This window comes from Oceanisphaera marina (genome assembly GCF_014643915.1).
Taxonomy (GTDB): Bacteria; Pseudomonadota; Gammaproteobacteria; order Enterobacterales; family Aeromonadaceae; genus Oceanimonas; species Oceanimonas marina.
Genome location: NZ_BMKE01000006.1, coordinates 96,962 through 121,667, shown reverse-complemented (window position 1 = coordinate 121,667; position 24,706 = coordinate 96,962). Strand labels below are relative to the sequence as shown.

General features: G+C 52.0%; 20 protein-coding genes and 1 other RNA gene. 7 read left to right on the top strand and 14 right to left on the bottom strand.

Features of this window, described 5'->3' with window-relative positions:
- Window positions 1-32 precede the first annotated feature (32 nt).
- From greA to grpE, 4 genes are all read right to left on the bottom strand, one after another.
- Entirely contained in the window at window positions 33-509 is a 477-nt protein-coding gene (gene greA / locus IEW52_RS05455; RefSeq protein ID WP_188629055.1) for a transcription elongation factor GreA, read from the bottom strand.
- Window positions 510-640: 131 nt separating this feature from the next.
- Window positions 641-1,774, bottom strand: a complete 1,134-nt coding sequence (gene dnaJ, locus IEW52_RS05450) for a molecular chaperone DnaJ (protein WP_188629054.1) — start codon at window positions 1,772-1,774, stop codon at window positions 641-643.
- A gap of 91 nt (window positions 1,775-1,865) precedes the next feature.
- Window positions 1,866-3,794, bottom strand: a complete 1,929-nt coding sequence (dnaK, locus tag IEW52_RS05445; protein ID WP_188629053.1) for a molecular chaperone DnaK — start codon at window positions 3,792-3,794, stop codon at window positions 1,866-1,868.
- Window positions 3,795-3,934: 140 nt separating this feature from the next.
- Window positions 3,935-4,543 (bottom strand): nucleotide exchange factor GrpE, encoded by a 609-nt coding sequence (grpE, locus tag IEW52_RS05440; RefSeq protein WP_188629052.1) that lies wholly within the window; start codon window positions 4,541-4,543, stop codon window positions 3,935-3,937.
- 192 nt (window positions 4,544-4,735) lie between these two features.
- On the opposite strand from grpE, the gene nadK reads away from it, so the two are divergent.
- Window positions 4,736-5,620, top strand: coding sequence for an NAD(+) kinase (gene nadK / locus IEW52_RS05435; RefSeq protein ID WP_188629051.1), 885 nt, complete (start codon window positions 4,736-4,738; stop codon window positions 5,618-5,620).
- A 202-nt stretch (window positions 5,621-5,822) separates the two neighbouring features.
- Complete coding sequence (gene recN / locus IEW52_RS05430; protein ID WP_188629050.1) at window positions 5,823-7,493, top strand: DNA repair protein RecN; 1,671 nt, start codon at window positions 5,823-5,825, stop codon at window positions 7,491-7,493.
- Between the two features lie 51 nt (window positions 7,494-7,544).
- Here recN and udp read toward each other — a convergent pair whose 3' ends face one another.
- A complete protein-coding gene (udp, locus tag IEW52_RS05425) occupies window positions 7,545-8,303 on the bottom strand; it encodes a uridine phosphorylase (protein ID WP_188629049.1) in 759 nt (252 codons plus the stop codon).
- A gap of 227 nt (window positions 8,304-8,530) precedes the next feature.
- Between udp and IEW52_RS05420 the strand changes: the two genes are divergently transcribed.
- Window positions 8,531-8,869, top strand: a complete 339-nt coding sequence (locus tag IEW52_RS05420; RefSeq protein ID WP_188629048.1) for an outer membrane protein assembly factor BamE — start codon at window positions 8,531-8,533, stop codon at window positions 8,867-8,869.
- 39 nt (window positions 8,870-8,908) lie between these two features.
- Here the strand turns inward: IEW52_RS05420 and IEW52_RS05415 are convergent, their stop codons facing one another.
- Both IEW52_RS05415 and IEW52_RS05410 read right to left on the bottom strand, forming a co-directional pair.
- A complete protein-coding gene (locus IEW52_RS05415) occupies window positions 8,909-9,256 on the bottom strand; it encodes an RnfH family protein (RefSeq protein ID WP_373286216.1) in 348 nt (115 codons plus the stop codon).
- Entirely contained in the window at window positions 9,237-9,686 is a 450-nt protein-coding gene (locus tag IEW52_RS05410; RefSeq protein WP_188629046.1) for an SRPBCC family protein, read from the bottom strand. The genes IEW52_RS05415 and IEW52_RS05410 overlap by 20 nt, the downstream gene beginning before the upstream one ends.
- Window positions 9,687-9,860: 174 nt before the next feature.
- On the opposite strand from IEW52_RS05410, the gene smpB reads away from it, so the two are divergent.
- From smpB to IEW52_RS05395, 3 genes are all read left to right on the top strand, one after another.
- Window positions 9,861-10,346 (top strand): SsrA-binding protein SmpB, encoded by a 486-nt coding sequence (gene smpB, locus IEW52_RS05405; RefSeq protein WP_188629045.1) that lies wholly within the window; start codon window positions 9,861-9,863, stop codon window positions 10,344-10,346.
- A gap of 42 nt (window positions 10,347-10,388) precedes the next feature.
- Window positions 10,389-10,748: a transfer-messenger RNA gene (gene ssrA / locus IEW52_RS05400) on the top strand.
- A gap of 104 nt (window positions 10,749-10,852) precedes the next feature.
- Window positions 10,853-12,421 (top strand): sensor domain-containing diguanylate cyclase, encoded by a 1,569-nt coding sequence (locus tag IEW52_RS05395; protein WP_188629044.1) that lies wholly within the window; start codon window positions 10,853-10,855, stop codon window positions 12,419-12,421.
- Between the two features lie 108 nt (window positions 12,422-12,529).
- Here IEW52_RS05395 and IEW52_RS05390 read toward each other — a convergent pair whose 3' ends face one another.
- Complete coding sequence (locus IEW52_RS05390) at window positions 12,530-15,172, bottom strand: EAL domain-containing protein (RefSeq protein ID WP_188629043.1); 2,643 nt, start codon at window positions 15,170-15,172, stop codon at window positions 12,530-12,532.
- Window positions 15,173-15,569: 397 nt separating this feature from the next.
- Here IEW52_RS05390 and IEW52_RS05385 point away from each other — a divergent pair, with 397 nt between their 5' ends.
- The gene (locus IEW52_RS05385; protein WP_188629042.1) at window positions 15,570-16,175 is read left to right on the top strand and encodes a Yip1 family protein; all 606 of its coding nucleotides are present in this window, start codon (window positions 15,570-15,572) and stop codon (window positions 16,173-16,175) included.
- Window positions 16,176-16,235: 60 nt separating this feature from the next.
- Here the strand turns inward: IEW52_RS05385 and purF are convergent, their stop codons facing one another.
- The 6 genes from purF to IEW52_RS05355 all read right to left on the bottom strand — a co-directional run bounded on the left by purF (window position 16,236) and on the right by IEW52_RS05355 (window position 24,643).
- Window positions 16,236-17,756, bottom strand: coding sequence for an amidophosphoribosyltransferase (purF, locus tag IEW52_RS05380; RefSeq protein WP_188629041.1), 1,521 nt, complete (start codon window positions 17,754-17,756; stop codon window positions 16,236-16,238).
- Window positions 17,757-17,776: 20 nt separating this feature from the next.
- A complete protein-coding gene (locus tag IEW52_RS05375) occupies window positions 17,777-18,265 on the bottom strand; it encodes a CvpA family protein (protein WP_188629105.1) in 489 nt (162 codons plus the stop codon).
- Window positions 18,266-18,497: 232 nt separating this feature from the next.
- Complete coding sequence (gene serS, locus IEW52_RS05370; protein ID WP_188629040.1) at window positions 18,498-19,796, bottom strand: serine--tRNA ligase; 1,299 nt, start codon at window positions 19,794-19,796, stop codon at window positions 18,498-18,500.
- A 108-nt stretch (window positions 19,797-19,904) separates the two neighbouring features.
- The gene (locus IEW52_RS05365; RefSeq protein WP_188629039.1) at window positions 19,905-21,230 is read right to left on the bottom strand and encodes a replication-associated recombination protein A; all 1,326 of its coding nucleotides are present in this window, start codon (window positions 21,228-21,230) and stop codon (window positions 19,905-19,907) included.
- A gap of 215 nt (window positions 21,231-21,445) precedes the next feature.
- Entirely contained in the window at window positions 21,446-22,054 is a 609-nt protein-coding gene (gene lolA, locus IEW52_RS05360) for an outer membrane lipoprotein periplasmic chaperone LolA (protein ID WP_188629038.1), read from the bottom strand.
- Window positions 22,055-24,643, bottom strand: coding sequence for a DNA translocase FtsK 4TM domain-containing protein (locus IEW52_RS05355; protein WP_188629037.1), 2,589 nt, complete (start codon window positions 24,641-24,643; stop codon window positions 22,055-22,057).
- Between the last annotated feature and the right edge of the window lie 63 nt (window positions 24,644-24,706).

The following is a 24,706-nucleotide window of genomic DNA, read 5'->3' as shown; positions in this document are numbered from 1 at the left end:
GTAACCGGTAAAGCTTACTGCTGGAGCAGAGCTTACAGGTACTGCACCTTGATAACTTCGTATTCCACTTCGCCGCCCGGCGTCTTTACTACAGCGACATCGTCTACTTCCTTGCCGATGAGTGCGCGAGCAATGGGCGAATTGACCGAGATCATGTTGGCTTTGATGTTTGCTTCGTCATCACCCACGATTTGATAAGTGATTTCTTTTTCGTCATCCACCTTGAACAACTCTACCGTTGCACCAAAGATAACCTTGCCGTTATTCGGCAGCTTGGTCACATCTATTACCTGGGCATTGGAAAGCTTGGCTTCAATTTCCTGGATGCGTCCCTCGCAAAAACCCTGCTCTTCACGCGCGGCGTGATATTCGGCATTTTCTTTCAAATCACCGTGCTCGCGCGCATCGGCGATGGAGGCAATAATTTGTGGACGTAACACCGACTTGAGGTGATCCAGTTCTTCTCGCAGTTGCTGTGCACCACGAACAGTCATAGGAGTTTGTGCCATAATGAAAACCCAGTTCCTTTCAGACAATAAAACAACAAGAGCCCTGCCGAACATCGGCACAGGGCTCATATTATACATTTCGCGTCAGCCGCTGGGCTGTGACATGGTCGACCCAGATTAATACAGCCGACTTAGCGGGTCAAATCGTCGAAGAAGCGTTTAACGCCCTTGAGAAAACCTTCGGTCTTGGGTTGATGCTTGTTCGCCGCCACACCACCACAAGAATCTTCAAGTTGACGCAATAATGCTTTTTGCTCCTCGGTCAGGCTGACGGGTGTTTCAATATACGCTTTGCATACCAAATCGCCTGTTTGGCCATTACGAGCCGAACGCACCCCTTTGCCCTTGAGGCGGAACATACGCCCGGTTTGAGTTTCAGCCGGAATTTTCAGCTTGACCCGCCCGTCCAGCGTTGGCACTTCTACCTCGCCACCCAAGGCGGCGGCAGTAAAGCCAATCGGTACTTCGCAATACAGATTATTACCGTCGCGAACAAAAATTTCATGGTCGCGTACGTGCATCTGTACATACAAATCGCCGGCCGGCGCGCCCGCTTCTCCGGCTTCGCCTTCGCCGGATAGACGGATGCGATCGCCGGTATCCACGCCTGCCGGAATTTTCACCGACAGTGTCTTGGTTTTTTGATAACGACCTTCACCATGACACTTGTGGCACGGATCGGTAATGATCTTGCCTTTACCACGACAATGCGGGCAAGGCTGCTGCACGGTGAAGAAACCCTGGCGCATTTGCACCTGGCCGTGCCCATGACAGGTAGAGCAGGTGCTGGCTTTAGTGCCCGCTTTTGCACCACTGCCATCACAGACATCACACCCTACCAGCGTGGGTACCTTGATCTCTTTGGTCACGCCCCGCACGGCTTCTTCCAGCGTCAGCTCCATGTTATAGCGCAAGTCAGACCCACGGGCCGAGCGCTGCTGACGACGCTGACCGCCACCGAAGATATCGCCGAATACATCGCCAAAAATATCGCCAAAGTCGGCGCCGCCACCGCCAAAGCCATGACCGCCCTGCTGACCGTTTACCGCATCATGACCAAACTGATCATAGGCGGCGCGCTTTTGCGCATCGGTCAATACTTCGTAGGCCTCGGAGGCTTCTTTGAACTTATCGCCGGCGTCAGCATCTGTCTTATTACGGTCGGGATGATATTTCATCGCCATCCGCTTATAAGCTTTTTTTATCTCGCGCTCGTCGGCGTCTTTGGCGACGCCAAGCACTTCATAATAATCTCGTTTTGACATAGGCTGATTACTTACCTGAGTCCTGTTAATACAAAGGCGGGCGTTGGAATCCCAACGCCCGCACTGTGCGCGTTAATACGCTGGGTTTAGCTTACTTTTTGTCGTCTTTAACTTCTTCAAACTCGGCATCAACCACATCATCGTCGCCCTTGGCTGACGCGTCTTGTGACTCGCTACCAGCCGCTTGTGAAGCATCAGCCTGGGCCTTGGCCTGAGCCACTTCCATCAGCTTTTGTGACACTTCCATCAACGTTTGCTGCTTGGCTTCAATGTCGGCTTTGTCTTCACCACGAGCGGCAGTTTCCAGCTCGGTCAGCGCCGTTTCAATAGCGGTTTTATCGTCGGCAGCCAGGGCATCGCCAGCTTCTTCCAACTGCTTGCGAGTCGCATGCACCAGACCATCAGCCTGGTTACGAGCGCCAACCAGCTCTTCGAACTTCTTGTCGTCTTCGGCGTTGGCTTCGGCGGCACGTACCATGGCTTCCACTTCTTCTTCACTCAAACCGGAAGAGGCCTTGATAGTGATTTTTTGCTCTTTACCCGTGTCTTTATCGGCGGCAGACACGTGCAGAATGCCGTCAGCATCCAAATCGAAGGTGACTTCGATTTGTGGCAAGCCACGAGGTGCCGGACGAATACCTTCCAGATTGAACTGGCCCAGCGACTTGTTGTCGCCAGAGCGCTTGCGCTCACCTTGCAGCACGTGAATAGTCACGGCCGCCTGATTGTCGTCTGCAGTCGAGAACGTCTGAGACTTGCGCGTTGGAATGGTGGTGTTTTTCTCAATCAGCGCCGTCATCACGCCACCCATGGTCTCGATACCCAAAGACAGAGGGGTTACGTCCAACAGCAGAACGTCGGTCTTGTCGCCAGACAATACCGCACCCTGAATGGCAGCGCCTACGGCAACCGCTTCGTCGGGGTTAACGTCTTTGCGTGGCTCTTGACCAAAGAAGTCGCTTACTGCTTTTTGTACCAGTGGCATGCGGGTTTGTCCGCCCACCAAGATCACATCATCAATATCGGATACAGACAGACCGGCGTCTTTCAGGGCGGTTTTCACCGGCTCCAGGGACTTCTTCACCATATCGTCTACCAGTGACTCCAGCTTGGCGCGGGTCAGCTTGATGTTCAGGTGTTTCGGGCCTGATGCATCGGCAGTAATGTACGGCAGGTTGACTTCGGTCTGTTGTGCAGAAGACAGCTCGCACTTGGCTTTTTCGGCTGCTTCTTTCAAACGCTGCAGTGCCAGCATGTCCTGACGCAGATCGAAGCCCTGCTCGCGCTTGAATTCATCTACCAGATAACCGATCAGGCGGTTATCGAAGTCTTCGCCACCCAGGTGGGTGTCACCATTGGTTGCCAGTACTTCGAAGGTTTTTTCACCATCCATATCATCGATTTCGATAATGGAAATATCGAAAGTACCACCACCCAGATCGTATACCGCTACCTTGCGGTCGCCCTGAGCCTTGTTAACACCGTAGGCAAACGCAGCCGCCGTTGGCTCGTTGATAATGCGCTTTACGTCCAGACCGGCAATACGGCCGGCGTCTTTGGTTGCCTGACGCTGAGCATCGTTGAAGTAGGCCGGTACGGTAATAACCGCTTCTGTTACCGGTTCGCCCAGATAGTCTTCGGCGGTTTTCTTCATTTTCTTCAATACTTCGGCAGACACCTGTGGGGGAGCCATTTTCTTGTCTTTGGCTTCTACCCAGGCATCACCGTTGTCGGCCTTAACAATTTTGAACGGCATGAGTTGAATATCACGCTGAACTTCTTCGTCTTCAAAACGGCGACCAATCAGACGCTTGATGGCGAACAGAGTGTTGTGCGGGTTAGTCACCGCCTGACGCTTGGCAGGCTGGCCTACCAGAGTTTCGCCATCATCAGCATATGCAATGATGGAAGGAGTAGTACGAGTACCCTCGGCGTTTTCTATTACTCGTGGAGTATCTCCGTCCAGAATAGCCACGCAAGAGTTAGTGGTACCCAAATCGATGCCGATGATTCTACCCATGAAATCCTCTCTCAATATCTTGAATTAAACAGTAAGCAGTGTGTATTTTGCTTTACGTTCTATATGTGGCTGCCAGTGATGACTTTCAAGGCATGGCTCACATTTTTTACATAAAAGTCGAACTTTTACGCGTGAGTCTCTTAAGCCTGAGTGTCTATGGCAGGCCCTTTGGCGACCATCACCATGGCAGGACGCAAGATCCGGCCATTCAGCTCGTAGCCTTTCATCATGACGGACACAACCGAGTTAGGTGCAACCTCGTCGCTTTCTACCATACTCAGCGCCTGGTGCTTGTTTGGGTCGAACGGCGTCCCCGTTGGGTCTATCTGCAACACGCCAAACTTCTCAACCGTGGATAGCAAGGACTTGAGTGTTAACTCTACCCCTTCATACACGGCCTGAAAGGCGTCACTTTCTTTATCGGTATGCTCTAACGCGCGTTCCAGGCTGTCGATAACGGGCAACAATTCGCCTGCAAATTTTTCCAGGGCAAATTTTTGTGCCTTCTCTACATCCTGTGCGGCGCGACGACGCAGGTTTTCCATTTCGGCCAGGGCGCGCAGGGCATTGTCTTTTTCTGCCTGGGCGCGATTGGTGGCCTCCGCCAGCTGTTGTTCCAGCTCAGCGACATAAGCGGCATCCGACTGAGGCTGTTCGGCCTCTGCAGACGCCTCGTCATGTGTGTCTACGGTCAGCGGCTCTTGCTCGGCAGCCTGTTCTGTATCAACCTGATGTTGTTTGTCGCTCATGTTGTCTCCCAGTTATATTTGCTAGCTTGCAGCTTATATGGGGGCCCCGGTTCAAATTTCAAGAGAATATTTTTACGATTCTTGTTCACTTGGTGGCACTCAAGCACTGGGTTAATTAGAATGAGGCATTACTCGGTCAGAGAATAGATGACCGCCTTGCCTATCTCATCTCTCAGCCAGGTCTATATATCGATGGATACCGAATTTAATACCATAGCCCTCATCGGCAAACCCGATCACGAAGGCGCCAACCAAACGCTGGTTGCCCTGTACAAGCACATTGCCGCTCTGGGTCTGAATGTGGTGATAGAGCGTCGCGTCGGCGAGCAGCTCGGGCTTGAGGATGTTGAGCTGCTGGAAATGGTTGAACTCGGCGAAAGGGCCGATCTGGCCATCGTCGTAGGTGGGGATGGCAATATGCTGGGTGCCGCTCGCGTGCTGGCCCGCTTCGATGTAGCCGTGGTCGGCGTTAACCGGGGTAACCTGGGCTTTTTAACGGATTTGTCACCCGACAGCTTTGAACAACCCCTTGAGCGCTTGCTTGCCGGAGACTATCAAGCCGAGCACCGTTTTCTACTCGAGGCACAAGTACATAGACACGGCCAGCTCAAGGCCAGCAACACCGCCATGAACGAGGCAGTATTACATCCGGGTAAAATCGCCCACATGATCGAGTTTGAGGTCTATATCAATGGCCACTTCATGTATAGCCAACGTGCCGATGGCATGATTGTCGCCACGCCCACCGGCTCTACCGCCTACTCGCTGTCTGCCGGCGGCCCCATTGTAACGCCCAACCTGAACGCCATTACGCTGGTGCCGATGTTTCCGCACACCCTGAGTTGCCGGCCCATTGTTATCGACGCCGATTCTCACATTAAAATGGTGCTGTCACCCAACAATAAAACCGGACAAATGCTGATCAGCTGCGACGGTCATGTGTCGCTCGCGGTACAGCCGGGTGACGAGATTCATATCAACAAGAGCCCGCACAAGCTGAAGTTACTGCATCCCCGCGGCCACAACTATTTTGAAGTCTTGCGCAGCAAGCTGGGCTGGGGTAGCAAGCTGTTTTAACTCCTTGAGGCACGGATCAGGAAGGGCTTTGTGGCTTTTCCTCTTTACATCTTACGCGTCTTAAAGCTCGGCTGTTTTCTTTGTCGTACCTTTGTCGTACATAGTACCGCTTTGTTTTCGCCCTGCACTTTATTCTTGCCACTGTACAAAACCACAGTATACTGTTTTTATAAACAGTATCTCTTTGTGCAGGGGTTCCACCATGTTGCTTCAGCTCACCATCAACAATTTTGCCATCGTCTCTTTTCTTGAGTTGGATTTGCGTTCTGGCATGACCAGTATTACCGGCGAAACCGGTGCCGGTAAATCCATCGCAATCGACGCCCTTGCCCTGGCTCTGGGCGAACGAGCCGATGCCGATACCGTCAGACCCGGTGCCGATAAAGCCGACATCAGCGCCCGTTTTCGCATCGACAAGTTGCCTCGGGTTAAAGCATGGTTGAGCGAACAGGAGCTGGACGAACAAGGCGAATGTATACTGCGCCGTACCCTGAGCCGTGAAGGTCGTTCTCGTGGCTACATCAATGGCACTCCCGTCCCGCTGTCCCAGTTGAAATCTCTGGGAGCATTATTAATCAACATTCATGGTCAACATGCTCACCAGGCATTGCAGAAGACCGATTATCAGCGTGGCTTACTGGATGCCTACGCCGGCCATCACCAGCTGATGCAGAAGACAAGCAAGCATTATCAACAGTGGCGTCAGCTCACCAACGAACGTAAGCAACTGCAAAGCGATCAGGCCCAGTGGCAGGCGCAACGCCAATTACTGGAATATCAGGTTGCCGAACTGGACGAGCTCGCGCTCGAGGCCGACGAGTTTCCTACCCTTGAGGCAGAGCATACCCGGCTGGCAAACGGTGCCGAATTATTGAATGACTGCCAATTGGCCCTGAATGTATTGGCCGATGGCGAAGAAAGTAATGCCTTGCAACAAATCCGCCACGGATTAAAAGTGGTGACCGAGCTGTGTCAAATGGACCCACGCTTGGCACCCGTACAGGAAATGATAGAAAGCAGCATGATTCAGCTGGAAGAAGGCCATGGTGAATTGAGTCGTTATCTGGATCGCCTGGAACTCGACCCCGAGCGCCTGCATGAAGTGGAGTCACGCATGGCAAAGGTCATGGAGCTGGCACGCAAGCATCATGTATTACCGACGGAACTGCATGGCTTTCATCAACAGATTGGCACCCAGCTTGCCGATATGGATCACAATGACAGCCGCCTTCAAGAACTGGCAGAAGAAGTAGAACAGGCCAAAGAACAGTTTTTGCTGGCGGCCGAGCGGCTTAGCCAAAGCAGGCAGCGTTACGCCCACTCTCTCAATCAGCAAATTACTGACAGCCTGCACCAGCTCAGCATGGAGCATGGACGGTTTGAGATAACAGTGACGCCAGATCAAACCGCCGGCTACTCACCTCTGGGCATAGACAAAGTCGAGTTTTTGGTGAGCACCAACCCGGGTCAACCAATGAGCTCATTGGCCAAGGTGGCCTCGGGCGGTGAGCTGTCCCGTATCAGTCTCGCCATTCAGGTCATTACGGCACAAAAGGTTGAAACCCCGACCTTGATCTTCGACGAAGTCGACGTGGGTGTCAGCGGACCAACGGCGGCGGTCGTCGGCAAGCTGTTGCGACAACTGGGAGATTCGACCCAGGTATTGGTGATCACCCATCTACCCCAGGTTGCTGGCAATGGTCATCAACATTACTTTGTCAGCAAAGACAGTGCCGGAAATGACACGCAAACCCGCATGCAAGAACTGGATGAGAACTGTCGGCTACAAGAACTGGCCCGCTTGCTGGGCGGTAATAAAATTACCGAGAACACACTGGCCAATGCCCGGGAATTGTTGGTGAGTGAAGCGTAACGCGTCCATAATTGGCCCAGCGTCTACTGGGCCAATTACATTTAAAAGATTCTAAACCAGACGCCGGGCGGCACCGATAACAATATCAATGGCCTGCTGTTCGGCATTTTGCATCGTTACTTCATCAGGAATTTCTTGCTGGGTACGGTTTACAATGACCCCGGCAACACACCCCGCCTTCAAACCAAGACTGGCACACATGGTAAACAGGGTCGCCGATTCCATTTCGTAATTCAGTACGCCCAACGACTGCCATTCTTTCATGCTGCCCTGTAAGTGGCGAGGCACGTGGGCTGAATAGGTGTCGTAACGCTCCTGGCCCGGATAAAAGGTGTCCGACGACGCCGTAATCCCTACACGGGGGCTAAGGCCCAGCTCTCGTGCCGCATCCACCAAGGCACAACTACAGTCAAAATTGGCCACGGCGGGAAACGCCAACGGCGCAAAATGACCACTGGCCCCATCCAGACGCACCGCTCCCTGAGTCACTATCATGTCACCAACATTGATGTCTGGCTGAATGGCACCCGTGGTACCAATACGTAAAAAAGTCCTGACCCCGAGTTGCGCCAACTCTTCGACAGCAATCGATGTAGAAGGGCCCCCAATGCCGGTAGAACAGACGACAACCGGTTTTCCGTCGAGCTCGCCCAGCCAGGAAGTAAACTCCCGCTTGCTTGCCAACCGTCGCGCATTAATCAGTTGGCTGGCAATACGTACTACCCGTTCGGGATCTCCCGGAATAATCGCAAGTGTGGCGCCTTGCAAATCCTCGTCGGTTATTCCTAAATGAAAAACGTGTCTAGCCATGGATGACTCCCAAATAACAAGATTAAAAAAGGGGGAATTAAATAGCCAACGCGCGATGGCCTGCATCACGGAACCTCACCGTGCTTAACGGGTCAGATTGCCATTGCATTCATATTAGTCAACTCCACAACCCAGATGCGAGCCGAGATAATAGCTGAGTATCGGCTTTTACAAGGCCGACGCCAGCCGCTATGATGGCTGCAAGTCACACAGGATATAATGCACATATGCAACTCAAAACCTTGATTTTACCCTTGTTGTTTACTCTACCATTAACCGCTTGCAGTCTGGTTTACAAGGTGGACATTCCACAAGGCAACTACATAGAAGCAAAACAGGTAGAGCAACTTCGCCAGGGCATGAGCCAGGAGCAGGTCCGTTTCCTGCTGGGTAATCCCATGAATCTGGACAGTTTCAATCACGACCGCTGGGTTTATCTCTATTATTTCAAGCCCGGCCGCGGTGACGTAGAACAAAAACAGCTTGTTTTAGATTTCAGTAACGATGCACTGGTTTCTATCAGTGGTGATTACCAGGCTCCTGCGGCGTTTACACAGGGACTTTGATAGCACATGGCGACCATGGCTGCTGCCTGGTCGCCATTATCAGTTTTTTTGTTTGGTTCGGTTTTCAGAGGGGCGCCCTCCCGTTACCTTGTCTGCACGCCCTTCTTCTTTTGCCTGTTCGGCACGTCGACGGCGAATTTCTTTTGGATCGGCAAGCAAGGGGCGGTAAATTTCAATTCTGTCTCCATTCAGCAAAACCTGATCCAGCTTCACCTGTCGCCCAAAAACACCGACCATATTGCTGTCTAAATCTATTTCGGGATATTGCTGCAAAATACCGGACTGCTCAATGACCTGCCGCACCTGCTCGCCCTCGGGCACTTTGAGACTCAATACGGTTTGCTTGTTGGGCAATGCGTATACCACTTCAACCTGAATAAGACTCACGACCGTAAACCTCTCTTGCCCGCTCACTGAAGGAATGCACCATGGCATTGGCCAGTTCTTTGAATATACCGCCAAACGCCAACTCGACCAGACGAGATGTAAATTCGAAATACAGATCCAACTCGACTTTGCAGGCGTCATCATCTAACGGCGTAAAGGTCCAACCACCATTCAAGGCCTTGAAAGGACCATCAACCAACTCCACTCTGATATGGTGGTGAGGAGTCAGTTCATTGCGCGTGGTAAACGTTTTACGAATGCCGGCTTTAGACACATCCAAAGCCGCCGTAATCGTATTATCGGACTCAGAGACTATGCGACTGTCGACACAGCCAGGCAAAAACTGCGGATACGAGTCGATATCATTAACCAATTCATACATTTGTCGCGCGCTAAACATCACTAACGCACTGCGAGTAATACTCGGCATAACTTCTCCTGGCAGCAAAACGCCCTTATTTTAACACTAATCTCGGCGGGACTCACGGCTGACACGGCAGGCTCGAAACAATCGTGTCTCACTGACAATAAATCGAACAAAAACAACGCAATTGCCGTCTTGGTAATTCCCAAGGCAATCAAGGACCCGTATAATGGATGCACTATGACAAAAAACAAAGCCAAGAAAAAAGTCGGTTCCAGCACCATTGCCCTCAATAAGAAGGCAAGGCACGAATATTTCGTAGAAGAAAAATTTGAAGCCGGGCTTGAACTGCAAGGATGGGAAGTTAAAGCAATGCGGGCGGGCAAAGCCAACATTGCCGATGCTTACGTTTTCATGCGCAATGGTGAGGCTTTCTTGTTTGCCGCAACCATCACGCCACTTAACGTTGCCTCTACTCATGTAGTGTGCGACCCCATGCGCTCGCGCAAGCTACTGCTTAAGCGGCGAGAGCTGGATCGTCTTACCGGTCAAATTGAACGTGAAGGCTATACGCTCGTGCCTCTGGCGCTGTATTGGTCAAAATCCTGGGTTAAAATCGAAATTGGCCTGGTAAAAGGGAAAAAGAGCCACGATAAGCGCCAAGACGTCAAAGAGCGTGACTGGAAGCGCGAAAAAGACCGTATGATGAAACATAAAAATCGTTAACCCTTGTGATCTGGCTAAAATTGCCATACCATAAACGAACTTGGGGCTGATTCTGGATTCGACGAGATTCTCGAACTCCTAGGTGCATGCCGAGGTGCGATAGGCCTCGTTAAAAAATCGCAAAAAAATAGTCGCAAACGACGAAAACTACGCACTAGCAGCTTAATAACCTGATAGAGCCCTTCTGCCCTAGCTTGTCTGTGACTTAGGGAATTGGAAGGTCATCATTCACAGAATCGCGTGGAAATCGAGCCTGACGGTGGAAGCGTTAAAACTAATTTAGGCTAGTCATTCTGTGGCGTGTCTGTCCGCAGCAGGTGGCGAATTCAATGACTGACTAAGCATGTAGTACCGACGATGTAGGTTTTTCGGACGCGGGTTCAAATCCCGCCAGCTCCACCAATCGATTGGAAAAGGCCACCTTAGGGTGGCCTTTTTTATATGCAGTATTACCGCCATAACCACCACAGCCTACCCTACGGCTTTTCATAGGTTTTCATGCATCAATGTTTTTTCGCTCATTTCTAAAAATCAATCTTCGTACTCTGATTCTTTCGCTGGCGATCTTCAGTGTTGTAGTCACCTTGGGCAACAGCTTTTATGCCACCTACAAGGTGCAGCGAACACTGTTGATTGATAATACCCTGGAAGCGAACCGGGTTTATGCAGCCAAACTGGCCGAGATGACAGACGTTTTTCTCAACATGACCCAGGACCACCTCGCCTACAGTGCCAGTTTGCTAAGCTCGCACATGAGTGACAGCAAGATGCTGATGAACGAGGCCCGTCGGCTGCATCAACAATCCGACACCTTTAACTCTGTGGTTGTCGTCAACGCAGAAGGGATGATCATAGCGACCTCGCCGCAAACCTTGGCGATTAAAGGGATCACAATTGACTCGCCCAACGCCCAACAATCCCTTAAAGCCAAAAAACCACTCATTACGGATCCCTTTATCTCGCCTGCGGGTAATTATCTGATTAGCCTGTCACACCCTGTTTTTTCCGCCAGTGGTGATTATCTGGGTTATATCGCCGGCACTATCTATTTAGAGCAAGATAATATTTTAGCCGCGATTCTCGGTAAGCATTATTACAATGACGGCTCTTATCTTTATGTGGTCGATCGTCACAAGACGCTCATTTATCACCCGAAAGAGCAGCGTGTCGGCCAAAAAATTCTCAACAATATTGCCATCGATGAAGTCGTCGCAGGCAGGGAAAATACTCGTACCTTGTTCAATTCTGAAGGTATTGAAATGCTGGCAGGCTTTGCTCCCATTCAGCGTGCGGGCTGGGGAGTGATTGCGCAGCGACCAAAAGAAGCCACTCTGGCAGGTCTCGACGGTCACATTATCAGTGTCTTCATAAAAAGCCTGCCGGTGGCGTTTTTCACGCTGGCGGGTATCTGGGTGTCGGCTGTATTTATCTCCAGGCCGTTGTGGCAGTTGGCACGTGATACCACGTTAATCGATAAAAAAGAGGTGCAGGAGAACATTTCCAATATTCCTTCCTGGTATTTTGAAGCCGCCCAGCTCAAGCGAGCCATCATCAAAGCCATGAGCTTGCTCAATGACAAAATCAGTCAGTTGCATAACGATAGTCACACCGATCCCATGACGAGTCTGCTCAACCGCAGAGGTATGCAGCAGGTACTGGATCAATATCAGAAAGAACAGTGCTCTTTTGCCGTGATCACCCTGGATATCGATCATTTCAAACGGGTCAATGACAGCTTTGGTCATGATGTGGGAGACAAGGTTATTCAGGCACTGGCCCAGCTGATGCGAAACAATGCCCGCCAAGAAGATGCGTTATGTCGCAGCGGTGGAGAGGAGTTTATGATTTTCCTGCCCAACACCAAACAGAGTACCGCTTTTAAAGTAGCAGAGCGACTGCGATTGCAGGTTGAGGGATTTGAAATGCCCACGGCAGGTTTTATCACCATTTCTCTGGGGCTTTCTCACTGGAGTGGTGAACCTGAAGCTATCAACTCGGTACTCAAGCAAGCGGACAAGGCCTTGTATCTGGCTAAGCAACAAGGACGAAACCGCACTATCACCACGAAAAAATGACGCTTTAAGCCATTCTGAGGGTTGTAGGCAGTAGACAGATACACCCACGCGCGCAGTTCTACCGCCGTGGTATGCGCTCGCGTATATGCCGAAGCCGTTGGTCTCTGTTCAGCCCAGCGCCCGAGCATGAGTGGTACAGTACAGGCGGTTCATCTGCTCGGCCGGTTGTGGCTTGGCGTATAAATAGCCCTGAAACAAACGACAGCCATTTTCCAACAACATATCGCGCTGGGCCTCGGTTTCCACGCCTTCGGCAATGACTTCCAGCTCCAGACTGATGGCCATGGCGATCACCGCGCGAATAATGGCCAGACTGTTGGCGTCTTCAGGCAACCGCCGAACAAATGATTGATCTATTTTAAGTTGGTCAAGCGGGAGTTGCTGTAAGTAATGCAGTGATGAGTAACCGGTACCAAAATCATCAATGGCAAAACGGATGCCGGATTGTTTCAGCTGCCGCATGCGTTCAATCGCCTGATGCATATCGGTTACCAGTATAGATTCCGTTAATTCCAGCTTGAGCAGCGAGGGGTTTGCACCCGTGCTGTGTACCGTCTTGAGCACCTCTTCCACAAAGCCGTGCTGATACAATTGGGCCGAGCTGATATTTACCGACACCGTGATGTCTTTAAACGCCGGATTATGAGCCCAGCGGGTCATTTGTTCGCAAGAGCGTAACAGCACCACTTTATCGATTTTACTCATGATGCCTGCGGCTTCGGCTACCTCTATAAAAGCGCCTGGTGCCAGCAGGCCTCGAGTGGGATGATGCCAGCGCACCAGAGCTTCGGCACCGATCATATCGCCATCATGATTAAATTGCGGCTGAAAATACACACCAAACTCGTGTGCTCCCAGGCCGCGATTAATATCTTCTTCCAATAATAGGCGCTGGGATATGGCGTCTTGCATTTGCGGTTCAAAGAAACGTCGCTCACGTTTGCCGCTGGCTTTGGCTGCATACATGGCCAATTCAGCCTGACGCAGCAATTCTTCTGGTGGCTGGCTATGCGCCTCTAACACCACCATGCCCAAGCAAGCACTGCTGCGCAGACTTTGCTCACCATGGGTATAAGGCTGATCGAGCAGATTCAGCAATTCGTGACTGTAATGATCCAGTTGCGTCATGAGTTGTGCTTCATTTTCGGCTCTCGCCCCCAGCACTATCACAAACTGATCGCTTCCCAATCGGGCAAGGCTGTCTTCTTTATTCAGGCTGTTATGTAATTGAGTCGCCACGTGCAATAACAGCTTATCGCCTACCGCATGCCCCCATAAGTCGTTGACGTTTTTAAAGTGGTCCAGGTCGATAAAGATAACGGCACCCAACGTCTCCTTCTTGGCACTGCCTCGTTGGATCTGCCTGATCCGGTTAAGCAGCAAACGGCGATTGGGTAACCCGGTCAAGTTGTCGTAAAAAGCCAGATGATGGATTTTTTTAGCGTCCTCCTTCTGGGCACTGATATCCGTAATACCGGCAATATAATGACTTACCTTATCCTCGTTATCCTTTACTTCGCTGATGGACAGCCATTGAGGATAAATTTGCCCCGATTTACGCTTGTCATAAATCTCGCCTTGCCAGTGGCCATAGCTGTTAATGTCGTGCCACATATCTTTATAAAAAGCCTTGTCGTGTCGGCCCGAGCTGAAGATGGCTGGCGTTTTCCCCAATACTTCTTCCTGGCTATATCCGGTTACCTCGGTAAAGGCACGATTAACACGCAAGATACGATTGTCTTTATCCGTCACCAGTAACCCTTGAAAACTTTCAAAGGCGACGGCTGCGATGCGCAAATTCGTTTCGTCTTTAATACGCTCACTAATATCTCTACTGAGTATCACCACCGCCGGTCGGCCGTTTATTTCGCTATCCAGTACCTGGGCAACACTTTCAAAGCTGCGAGGCCCCCTGTCTGTATTCAGTTCTAGTACCAGGGTGGTCACTCTTTGTTCTGCCAGGGTGCGTGCTATATACGCCATGAGTTGCTTTGCTTGCTCGGGAGGATAAATATCGCGCACGTTTTTGCCCACGCGCCTGGCGTCGCCATCAATGGGGTAATCCGCGTTTTCTGCCATGATATCCAGGTAATTACCCTGGTCATCAATAACGCTCATTATGTCGGGCAGGGCACTGGTAATGGCGAGCAGGTGAGCCTGACTGTTGCGTAACGCCAGCTGTTGCTGCTGGCGGTGTTCGGCATCGGTAAGAATAAAGATAAGCATCAGCGTCAGCGGAACCGCCACCACTAAAAAAGGGACTATCATGGACAACAAATGCGGTTTCAGTTGCGGTTCAATAGTAACGTAGAGTATGGCAATGCCCACCCCATGCAACAGCAGGGTAAGAGGCAGGAGTGTTTTGATATCCAGCCTGAACCAGCCATTGCGGTAACCATAACGGCCAGCCAGACCAATCAGCAATGCCAGCGCCATGCTGATGATACTGACAAAAGCACCGGATTCATTAACCCACAACCGAAATCCCGCAGCCAGAATAAAGGCGACCCCGCCGGAAAGAAGACCGCCCAGCAGTCCCCCCACAAAAATAACCGCATCGCTTACATCCAGCAATACGCCTGGCCCAATGGTGAACGGCATCGACATGCAGGCAATAGCAATAATGCCAAACCAAAGACCGGTCGTTAACGGCAGTAATCGAGGAAAGCGCTGCATGCTTCTTACGTTCATGGTCAACAGCCAACCGGAAGCCAGGATAAGAATGGCCTGTTCAATAATGGATATCAGCATAGAAAATGACAGTAGCTCTGTTTTATGGCCAATAGGTAGAAATGAATCCGCTGCATGCTAAATGATTGAGGTCTACTACCCCGACAAGCAGGTACTCATTGCATTGCAGTGTATCACCCTGCCCTTTGATATATCCAGATGAGCATTAAGGTTAATTCTCTAGTCTTTACTTATGATAACGACCAGACACCTTCGCTTTTTAATCCTGTTTAGATCATTTTCATGGCTTGGTAAAGGTAATCGGGCAGAGCTGGAAATGTGGTTTATACTTAGTTTAATTCGACAGACACGGGACTCGGTTTATTAGTTAGCTACACCAAACGGAGTTAACAAACACTATCGGGTGTTACTCCAAGGGAAATCGCAACGCGGCAGTCATAATCAAGGGGATAAATCCATGATTTTAAATCACATTTGGGGCTTGTATGCGCATCCCAAAACCGAATGGCATACCATAGACAGTAACCACGAAAGTTTTAGCTACAGTCTGGTACACTTGGCGCTTATCGCGCTTATCCCGCCCGTATGCGCCTATTTTTCAACCACTCTCATCGGTTGGAACCTGGGTTACAGCAACACCACTAACACCATGTTGACGCACGAAAGTGCGCTGGCCATGGCGGTCGGCATGTACTTTACGCTGATTATCGGGGTATTTGCCCTCGCCTACATGATGTTCTGGATGGCAAAAACCTTTGGCGCGAATCCCAGCTTCAGCCACACCATAGAGCTGGCATCCTATACCGCAACGCCCTTGTTCATGACCGGCTTTGCCATGTTCTATCCCGAGCCTATCTTTCTGATGGCAGTGGGGTTGGCAGGTGTCGCCTACTCGGTATACCTGCTGTATTCGGGCATTCCCATCATCATGCACATTCCCGAAGAGCGAGGTTTTATCTATTCCAGCTCGGTGGTCACGGTCGGCCTGGTATTGCTGGTGTGCATTATGGTTGGGTCTGTCATCGTATGGAGCGTAGGATTTGGCCCCGTCTATACTCACTAGATCCTTTGTCAGACACTAAAAAGGGGCCTTCAGGCCCCTTTTTATTTACAAGTTCAAGCGTTAAGACTGACCTTCGTTATAAATCGCCAGATGACTGTTGTCACTGCAGTCGGATTGCTTGGTGCTGTCGTTACGCAGGGCATTCAACTCGTCCAGGTACGCCTGGTTTACGTCTTGCGTGACATATTCACCGGTAAATACCGAGGTTTCAAAACGGCGCAGTTCAGGGTTGAAATGACGCACCGCATCTTCCAGATCTTCAAGTTCCTGAAAGATAAGACCGTCGGCACCAATCAGCTGACAGATTTCATCCACTTCCCGGCCATAGGCTATTAGCTCGTTAACCGATGGCATGTCGATGCCATACACATTCGGGAAACGAATTTCAGGTGCGGCCGAGGCAAAGTATACTTTTTTGGCGCCCGCTTCCCGAGCCATCTGAATAATCTGCTCGGAAGTGGTGCCGCGTACGATGGAGTCATCCACCAGCAGCACATTTTTACCGGCAAACTCGGACGGGATGGCATTCAGCTTGCGGCGCACCGACTGCCGACGCTGCTGCTGGCCGGGCATGATAAAAGTACGACCGATATAGCGGTTTTTCACAAACCCCTGCCGGTAAGGCAAGTCCAGATCGTGTGCAATTTCCAGAGCAATATCACACGAGGTTTCCGGGATGGGGATGACAACGTCTATATCAAGGTCTTCCCATTCCCGTGCTATTTTAGCGCCCAGCTTCTGGCCCATTCTGGCGCGAGCACCATAAACCGATACCTTGTCGATAAAGGAATCCGGGCGGGCAAAATATACATATTCAAAAATACAGGAGTGGTGCTGGGGTTCGGCGGCACACTGCTGGGTAAACAGTTCACCCTGCTGGGTAATATACACAGCCTCACCGGGCGCAACGTCTCTAATCAAGCTGAAGCCCACGGCGTTGAGCGCGACACTTTCCGACGCCACCATGTACTCGGTACCGCCCTGCTCGTCGTCACGCTTGCCCAGTACCAGTGGACGAATACCGTTAGGGTCACGAAACGCCAGCATGCCATGACCAATAATCACGGCCACAGCGGCGTAAGCCCCTCTTACTTGTTCATGGACCTTGCTGATGGCAGCAAACACATGGCTGGGTTCGAGGTGCAGCGTTTGTGTTTGTTGATCCAGCTCGTGAGCCAGCACGTTCAGCAAAATTTCAGAATCTGAGCTGGTATTGATATGACGGCGGGCAACACGAAACTGCTCTTCTTTCAGCTCGCGCGCATTGGTCAGATTGCCATTGTGTGCCAAGGCAATACCGAAAGGGGAATTCACATAAAAAGGTTGTGCCTGCGCCACACTGCTACTGCCGGCGGTAGGATAACGCACATGGCCAATGCCTACGTTACCAATCAAACGCTTCATGTGACGCTCTTCAAACACATCTCGCACCAGACCATTGGCCTTGCGCTGACGCAATGTCTCGCCAGCGATGGTAACGATACCGGCCGCATCCTGGCCTCTGTGTTGCAGTACCGTTAAGCCGTCATATAGCGCCTGATTTACTGGAGTCGTACCTTGAATTCCGACAATCCCACACATGTCCTACTTTCCTCAATTCATTATGGCTTGGGGGGTAAAAAGCTGGATGAATTTTGCACCAGGCTGAAGAACCACTGGATCACGATACCGAATTCCGGAATCAACCGAGATTGCTGCCACCACAAACTTTGGGAAAAAGCCGTCATGGTATCGATAAAAAATAACAAGGCGGCCACGATCAATACGCCGCGTACTGCACCAAAACACACGCCAAGCACGCGATCCGTGCCGGACAGTCCGGTTTTGGTGACCAGTTCACCGATGACATAATTGATTAGGGCACCCAGGATGAGGGTTAATACAAACAGAATAGCAATGGCGGTACCATTACGCACCAGAGGATCGGAAATATCGAGCAATACACTGAGATCGGCGTAGAACTGACTGGCAACAAAAAAAGCGGCAAACCAGGTCACCAGTGACATTGCTTCCTTTACGAATCCCCTGACCAGGCTAATGACCGCCGAGAGGCCAATAATACCCAGAATTACATAGTCTATCCAAACCATCATCTACTGCCGAGGACCTCGTTAATGTCGCGTATTCTATCAAAGGAGGATGTCAAAAAGCGAAAGAAAAACGGATAAACTTCATTCAACATAAAAGTACCCGTAAATAGATATCCTGCATAAAAAAGGTTCGGCGCAGTGTTCTGCGCCGAACCCCTCATCGTGCTTATCACGATTACTGCGCCAAAATAATCTGTCTAAAAGTCAGTTTACAAGCCAGCATGATAAGTCGTTAACCGATAAATTGCAGGCCACCCATGTAAGGCTGCAAGATGTCGGGAACGGCAATTCGCCCGTCTTCTTGCTGGTAGTTTTCCAGCACGGCAACCAGCGTACGGCCCACGGCCAGTCCAGAGCCATTCAAGGTATGCAACAGCTGGGGTTTACCATCGGCACCGCGTACTCGAGCCTGCATGCGACGCGCCTGAAAATCGCCGCAGTTAGACACAGACGAAATCTCCCGATAGGTGTCTTGTGCCGGCAACCAGACTTCCAGATCGTAGGTTTTAGCGGCGCCAAAGCCCATGTCGCCGGTACACAGAGCCATTACTCGATAAGGCAGCTTGAGTCCCTGCAATACCTTTTCGGCGTGACCGACCATTTCTTCCAGCGTGTCCCAGGAGGTGTCGGGATGTACCAGCTGCACCATTTCTACCTTGTCAAACTGGTGCATACGCACCAGGCCACGGGTATCACGGCCATAAGAGCCGGCTTCGGAACGGAAGCACGGGGTATGGGCGGTGAATTTCAAGGGCAGCTCTTTGGCATCGAAGATCTCGTCCCGGCCGATATTGGTCAGCGGCACTTCTGAGGTAGGGATCAGCGAGAAGCGACGCACCTTGCCGGCTTCGTCCCCTTCCCCTTCAATGGCGGTATGAAACAGATCGGCAGAAAACTTGGGTAACTGGCCAGTACCAAACAGGCTGTCGCTGTTGACCAGATATGGCACATAGCACTCGGTATAACCGTGCTCAAGGGTGTGCAAGTCCAGCATATATTGCGCCAGGGCGCGGTGCATGCGGGCAATCTGCCCCTGCATGATCACAAAACGAGAGCCGGATACCTTGACCGCGCCTTTAAAGTCCAGCCCCGCAAGGGCTTCACCCAGCGCCACATGATCCTTGGCCTCGAACTCAAAGCGCGTGGGCTCGCCCCACACTCGAACTTGCTGATTATCATCTTCATTTTTACCAACCGGCACCGACTCATGAGGCAGGTTGGGAATCGCCGCATTAAAGGCTTCAATTTCATTAAGTAATTGATCCAGCTCGACTTTACAGCCATCAAGCTCATCATTGATAGTGGAAACCGCCGCTTTCAGCGGCGCTATGTCTTCACCGTTACGCGCCGCCATGCCGATGGCTTTGGAACGCGCATTACGGTCGGCCTGTAACTCCTGGGTGCGGGATTGCAAAGACTTGCGCTGTTCTTCAAGACGATTGAACAAAGCAGTATCGAGCGTAAAGCCACGGCTTGCCAGCCGAGCAGCCGTGTCGGCGATGTCGCCGCGCAGGTATTTGGAATCCAGCATGAGTTACCTTATTTGAATGCATGTGCGCGTTACATTTTCACGTATAACACACAGAGTTAACGTCATTAAGTTGGCGTCAAGTTTAACAGCCACCCGACCCGGAGCCAACTAGACACCGGCCTGTTGATCAAGGTTTTTCAGATAATCGAGCTTGGCTTTTACTTTCTGCTCGAAACCGCGCTCATTGGGCTGATAATAACGCCGTTGTGCCAACGCCTCGGGCAAGTAGGTTTCACCGGCCGCATAGGCTCCGGGTTCATGATGAGCATAGCGATACTCGGCCCCGTGTCCCAGTTCTTTCATCAGTTTGGTGGGCGCGTTGCGCAAATGCATCGGCACCTCGTAATCGGGCAACTCCTTCGCATCTTTCAGGGCCGCATTCCAGGCCGTATACAGCGCATTACTCTTGGGCGCACAGGCGAGATACACAATGGCCTGGGCAATGGCACGCTCCCCTTCAGCCGGCCCTACACGAGCAAAGCAATCCCAGGCCGCCAACGCCACTTCCATGGCTTTGGGATCCGCAAGCCCAATGTCTTCCGAGGCAATGGCCAGCAGCCGACGCGCAATATACAAAGGATCACAACCGGCACTGATCATGCGGGCATACCAGTAAAGTCCCGCATCGGGATTGGAGCCTCGAATCGACTTGTGTATCGCCGAAATCAGATCGTAATAGAGATCCCCCTGATTATCGAAGCGCGCCAGCCGCTCGCCGGTCACCTCGGCCAACAAGGCTTTGTCGATACGGCGTACGTCCCCCTGCAATTCGGCCATGTCCGACAGCAGCTCCAGATAGTTAAGCGCCTTGCGGCCATCACCGTCTACCAGTTCGGCCAAGGCCCGCTGCACGCCCTCGGCCAGTTCAATGCCCTGCTCGGCCAGCCCCCGTTCGTCATTCAGCGCCTGCGCGATCATTTGCTCTATGTCTGATGGCTCCAGGCGTTTCAGCAAATAAACCCGCGCCCGGGACAACAAGGCGTTATTGAGTTCGAACGAGGGGTTTTCGGTGGTGGCTCCAATAAAGGTGACGGTGCCATCTTCTATGTGAGGTAAAAACGCGTCTTGCTGAGACTTGTTGAAGCGATGCACCTCATCCACAAACAAGATGGTGCGCCGGCCGGCCAGCTTGTGCTCTCGGGCCCGCTCTATGGCGGCACGTATTTCTTTCACCCCCGAGGTCACTGCAGACACTCGCTCCACCTGAGCATCACAATAATGCGCGATCAGCTCGGCGAGGGTAGTTTTTCCCGTGCCTGGCGGCCCCCACAGGATCATGGAATGACAGTGCCCCGCTTCCAGCGCACGGCGCAGCGGCTTGTCTGGCCCTAGAATATGGGCTTGCCCCAGATATTGCTCTAGCCGTTGTGGCCGCATGCGGGCCGCCAATGGGCGAAAATCATCTTGTTCAAAGTCGAGACTCAAGGTGCTCATGTCATTTCATCTCCACAAATACGGCAGCAGGCTGAAAGCTATCAGTAAGAAATTGAACCGATGGACTAAAGCGGCCTCTGCAATGGTGGTGAAGTGTAAAGGGTGCTGCGGGAGGGGTAAAGACCCAGCCCCTGCATGGGGTAGCCACCATAAAAGTAAAAACACCGAACCCAGTGGATTCGGTGTTTTTTCCAGCTGCAAGCTTATCGCTTGATTTACCGTTGGTCGTCGATCATCACGCCCGCAGGGGGGAGAAAGGTGAAGGTGCTATTGCTTGATTTGGGGGTAGTATTCACCTTGCTCAGAGTAAACTCGCTGCGCTGTCCGCCCGACTCCAGCACGGTAAAACGTTGAATACGATTACGATTATCAAAGCGCAGACTGAACTGGCTGATCAGTTCGCCGGGATCTTTACTGGTCACTACATATGCATCACCTTTACGTGAAACCTCATATTGCTGCCAGCGCTTGCCATCACCACCGGCTATCAACAAAAAGGGCGTATTCTGAATCGCTTGTTCCAGTGGCGCTATGCTGACTTGTTCAACAAAGGGGTCGTACATCCACACGCTGTTACCATCGGACACTATCACGCTTTCGTCCGGTGAGACGGTATGCCAGCGAAAACGATCCGGGCGCGCCAGTTGCATGGTGCCTTTGGCGTTTTGCATCGGTTCACCCTGCTCGTCGAACACCTGCTGGCTGAAGTCGGCAGAAAAACGGTCGAAGGACGCTAATTTCTGTTGTAACTCGGATCGTGCATCGGCCAACGCCACGGCGCTGACCGACCACAATAAAATACCCAAGGCCGCTACTTTTTTCATTTAATTACGCTCCCTAACTGGCGGAGGTGCCAATACTTCACGTTGGCCGCTGCCCATGGCTTCACTGACAATACCTTGCTTTTCCATTTGCTCTATCAGACGAGCGGCGCGGTTGTACCCTATCTTAAACTTACGTTGCACCCCAGAGATAGAGCCGCGACGCGTCTCTACGACATAAGCTACCGCTTCATCGAACAAGGCATCGGCTTCCTGGTCTCCTCCTTCTGCCACTTCGCCGGGTAGCAAGCCTTCTGCGCCTACATCGCCACTGAGTATATCTTCGATATAATCCGGCTCGCCGCGCTCTTTCCAGGCGGCGACCACTTTATGTACTTCGTGATCATCCACAAAGGCGCCGTGTACCCGGGTAGGCGTACTCTCGCCCGCCGGCATATACAGCATGTCACCCATGCCCAGCAACGACTCGGCGCCCTGCTGATCAAGAATGGTACGCGAGTCAATCTTGCTCGATACCTGAAACGACATACGAGTAGGAATATTGGCTTTAATCAGGCCGGTTATCACGTCAACCGACGGCCGCTGGGTAGCCAGAATCAGGTGAATACCGGCGGCACGGGCCTTTTGCGCAATACGGGCAATCAGCTCTTCTACCTTCTTGCCCACTATCATCATCATGTCGGCAAATTCGTCGATCACCACCACTATGTGTGGCAGCTTCTCCAGCGCCGGCGGATAGGTATCCATGGACTGAGTGGGATCCCACAGCGGGTCACGAATGGGCTCTCCGGCGTCTATTGCCGCTTGTATCTTGGTGTTATAGCCATGCAGGTTACGCACCCCCACCGCCGACAACAATTTATAGCGCCGCTCCATCTCTCCTACACACCAACGCAAGGCATTGGCGGCTTCCTTCATGTCGGTGACCACTTCGGTCAGCAAATGCGGAATACCTTCATATACCGACAATTCCAGCATTTTGGGGTCAATCATGATAAAGCGTACTTCTTCGGGCGTCGCTTTATACAAAATGGACAGTATCATCACGTTAACGCCGACCGACTTACCGGAACCCGTAGTACCGGCAACCAGTACGTGAGGCATCTTGGCCAGATTCACGATTACCGGCTCGCCGGCAATATCCTGCCCCAGTACCAGCGTCAGCGGGTGCTTGCTGTCGGCAAAAGCCTGACTGTCCATGACTTCGCGCAGATACACGGTATCGCGGCGCGTGTTGGGCAACTCCAGCCCCACATAGGGCTTGCCCGGTATCACCTCCACCACCCGTACACTGATGGCGGACAAGGAACGCGCCAGGTCACGATCCAGTCGGCTGATCTTGCTTACCTTGATGCCCGGGGCCAGGTCCAGCTCAAACCGCGTGATCACGGGGCCGGGATACACACCCACCACATTGGCCTGCACGTTATAATCTGCCAGCTTGGCTTCCACCAAACGGGCAATACGATCCAACTCTGCCTCGCTAACCGTATGCTGGCGCGGCTTGGGCAGGTCGAGCAAGTCGACCGATGGCAAAGGCAGCATCTCGCGGCGCGAGTTCGAGCTGCGCGTCGCCACCGCAGTCGGTGCAGGAGGTGCAGTTACAGGCGTATCGTCTTCTTCTTTCAGCCAGGGTAAATCGAGATCATCGTCTTCATCTTCATCATCCATTGCCCACCCGTTGGCTTCGGCAATGGTCGTCATGGCGTTATCCGGCTCATCCACATCCCCCAGTACCGGCTCTTTGCGGACCGGTGGCATTTTTTTCTGCAATGGCGGGCGTTTTTCACTGGCTGCAGGTAACGGAGCCAGCAGAGGATCATCCTGCTCGGCGGTTAACTCATGCTCAATCTCGTACTCCTGCTCGTTGTCATCAGGGCTGGCAAGGCGCTCTTTAAAACGACGCCATCCCGCAAACCCGCTATCAGCCGCAGGTTCAGATTCAGGAGCTTCAACCGGAGTGGGTGCCGCAGGTTGCAATACCTCCGACTGACGGCGAGGCAACTTGTTCGCCTGCCAGTCGGCAATACGCTGAGGAAGCAGACTAAACCACTGAGGGGCATTCAAGGCACAGCCGCCCAGTCGCTCGACTATCAGCAACCAGGACCAACCGGTGAAAAAGGTCACCCCGGTGGCAAAGGCGCATAGCAACAGCAAGGTGGTTCCCAGGGTACCAAACACCGGACTCATGGCCGACGCCAGCATGTCGCCAATCAGACCACCCGATGAGAAGTAATAAATATTTCCCAGGTTCATGCTGGCCAGGGTCTGCAGGCTCAGCAGTAACATCAAGAAGCCGATAATGCGCAAGCTCAGTGTCAAATAGCAGATATCACTCAGGGCTCGCGGGCGCCACAAGGTGCCCCAGCCGACCAACACCATCAATATCGGCACCAAATAAGCCGAAAAACCAAACACAAACAGCAGAATATCAGCCAGCCAGGCACCTGCGGGGCCGGCCGCATTACGAATATCGCCTCCCCAGGCCGTCTGTGACCAGCCCGGATCAGAGGGGTGGTAAGAAACCAGAGACAACATCATGAAGATCGCCAATAAGATAATGGTGATCAGCCCGGCTTCAAACAGACGCTGTAAACCAGACATGGGAGTAAACAGCTTTTTCTCCGCCAAACGCCCGCTCCTCACTTTTAGATTAGATTTCGCAATAACAACTGCAGCTGGCTGCGACAATAA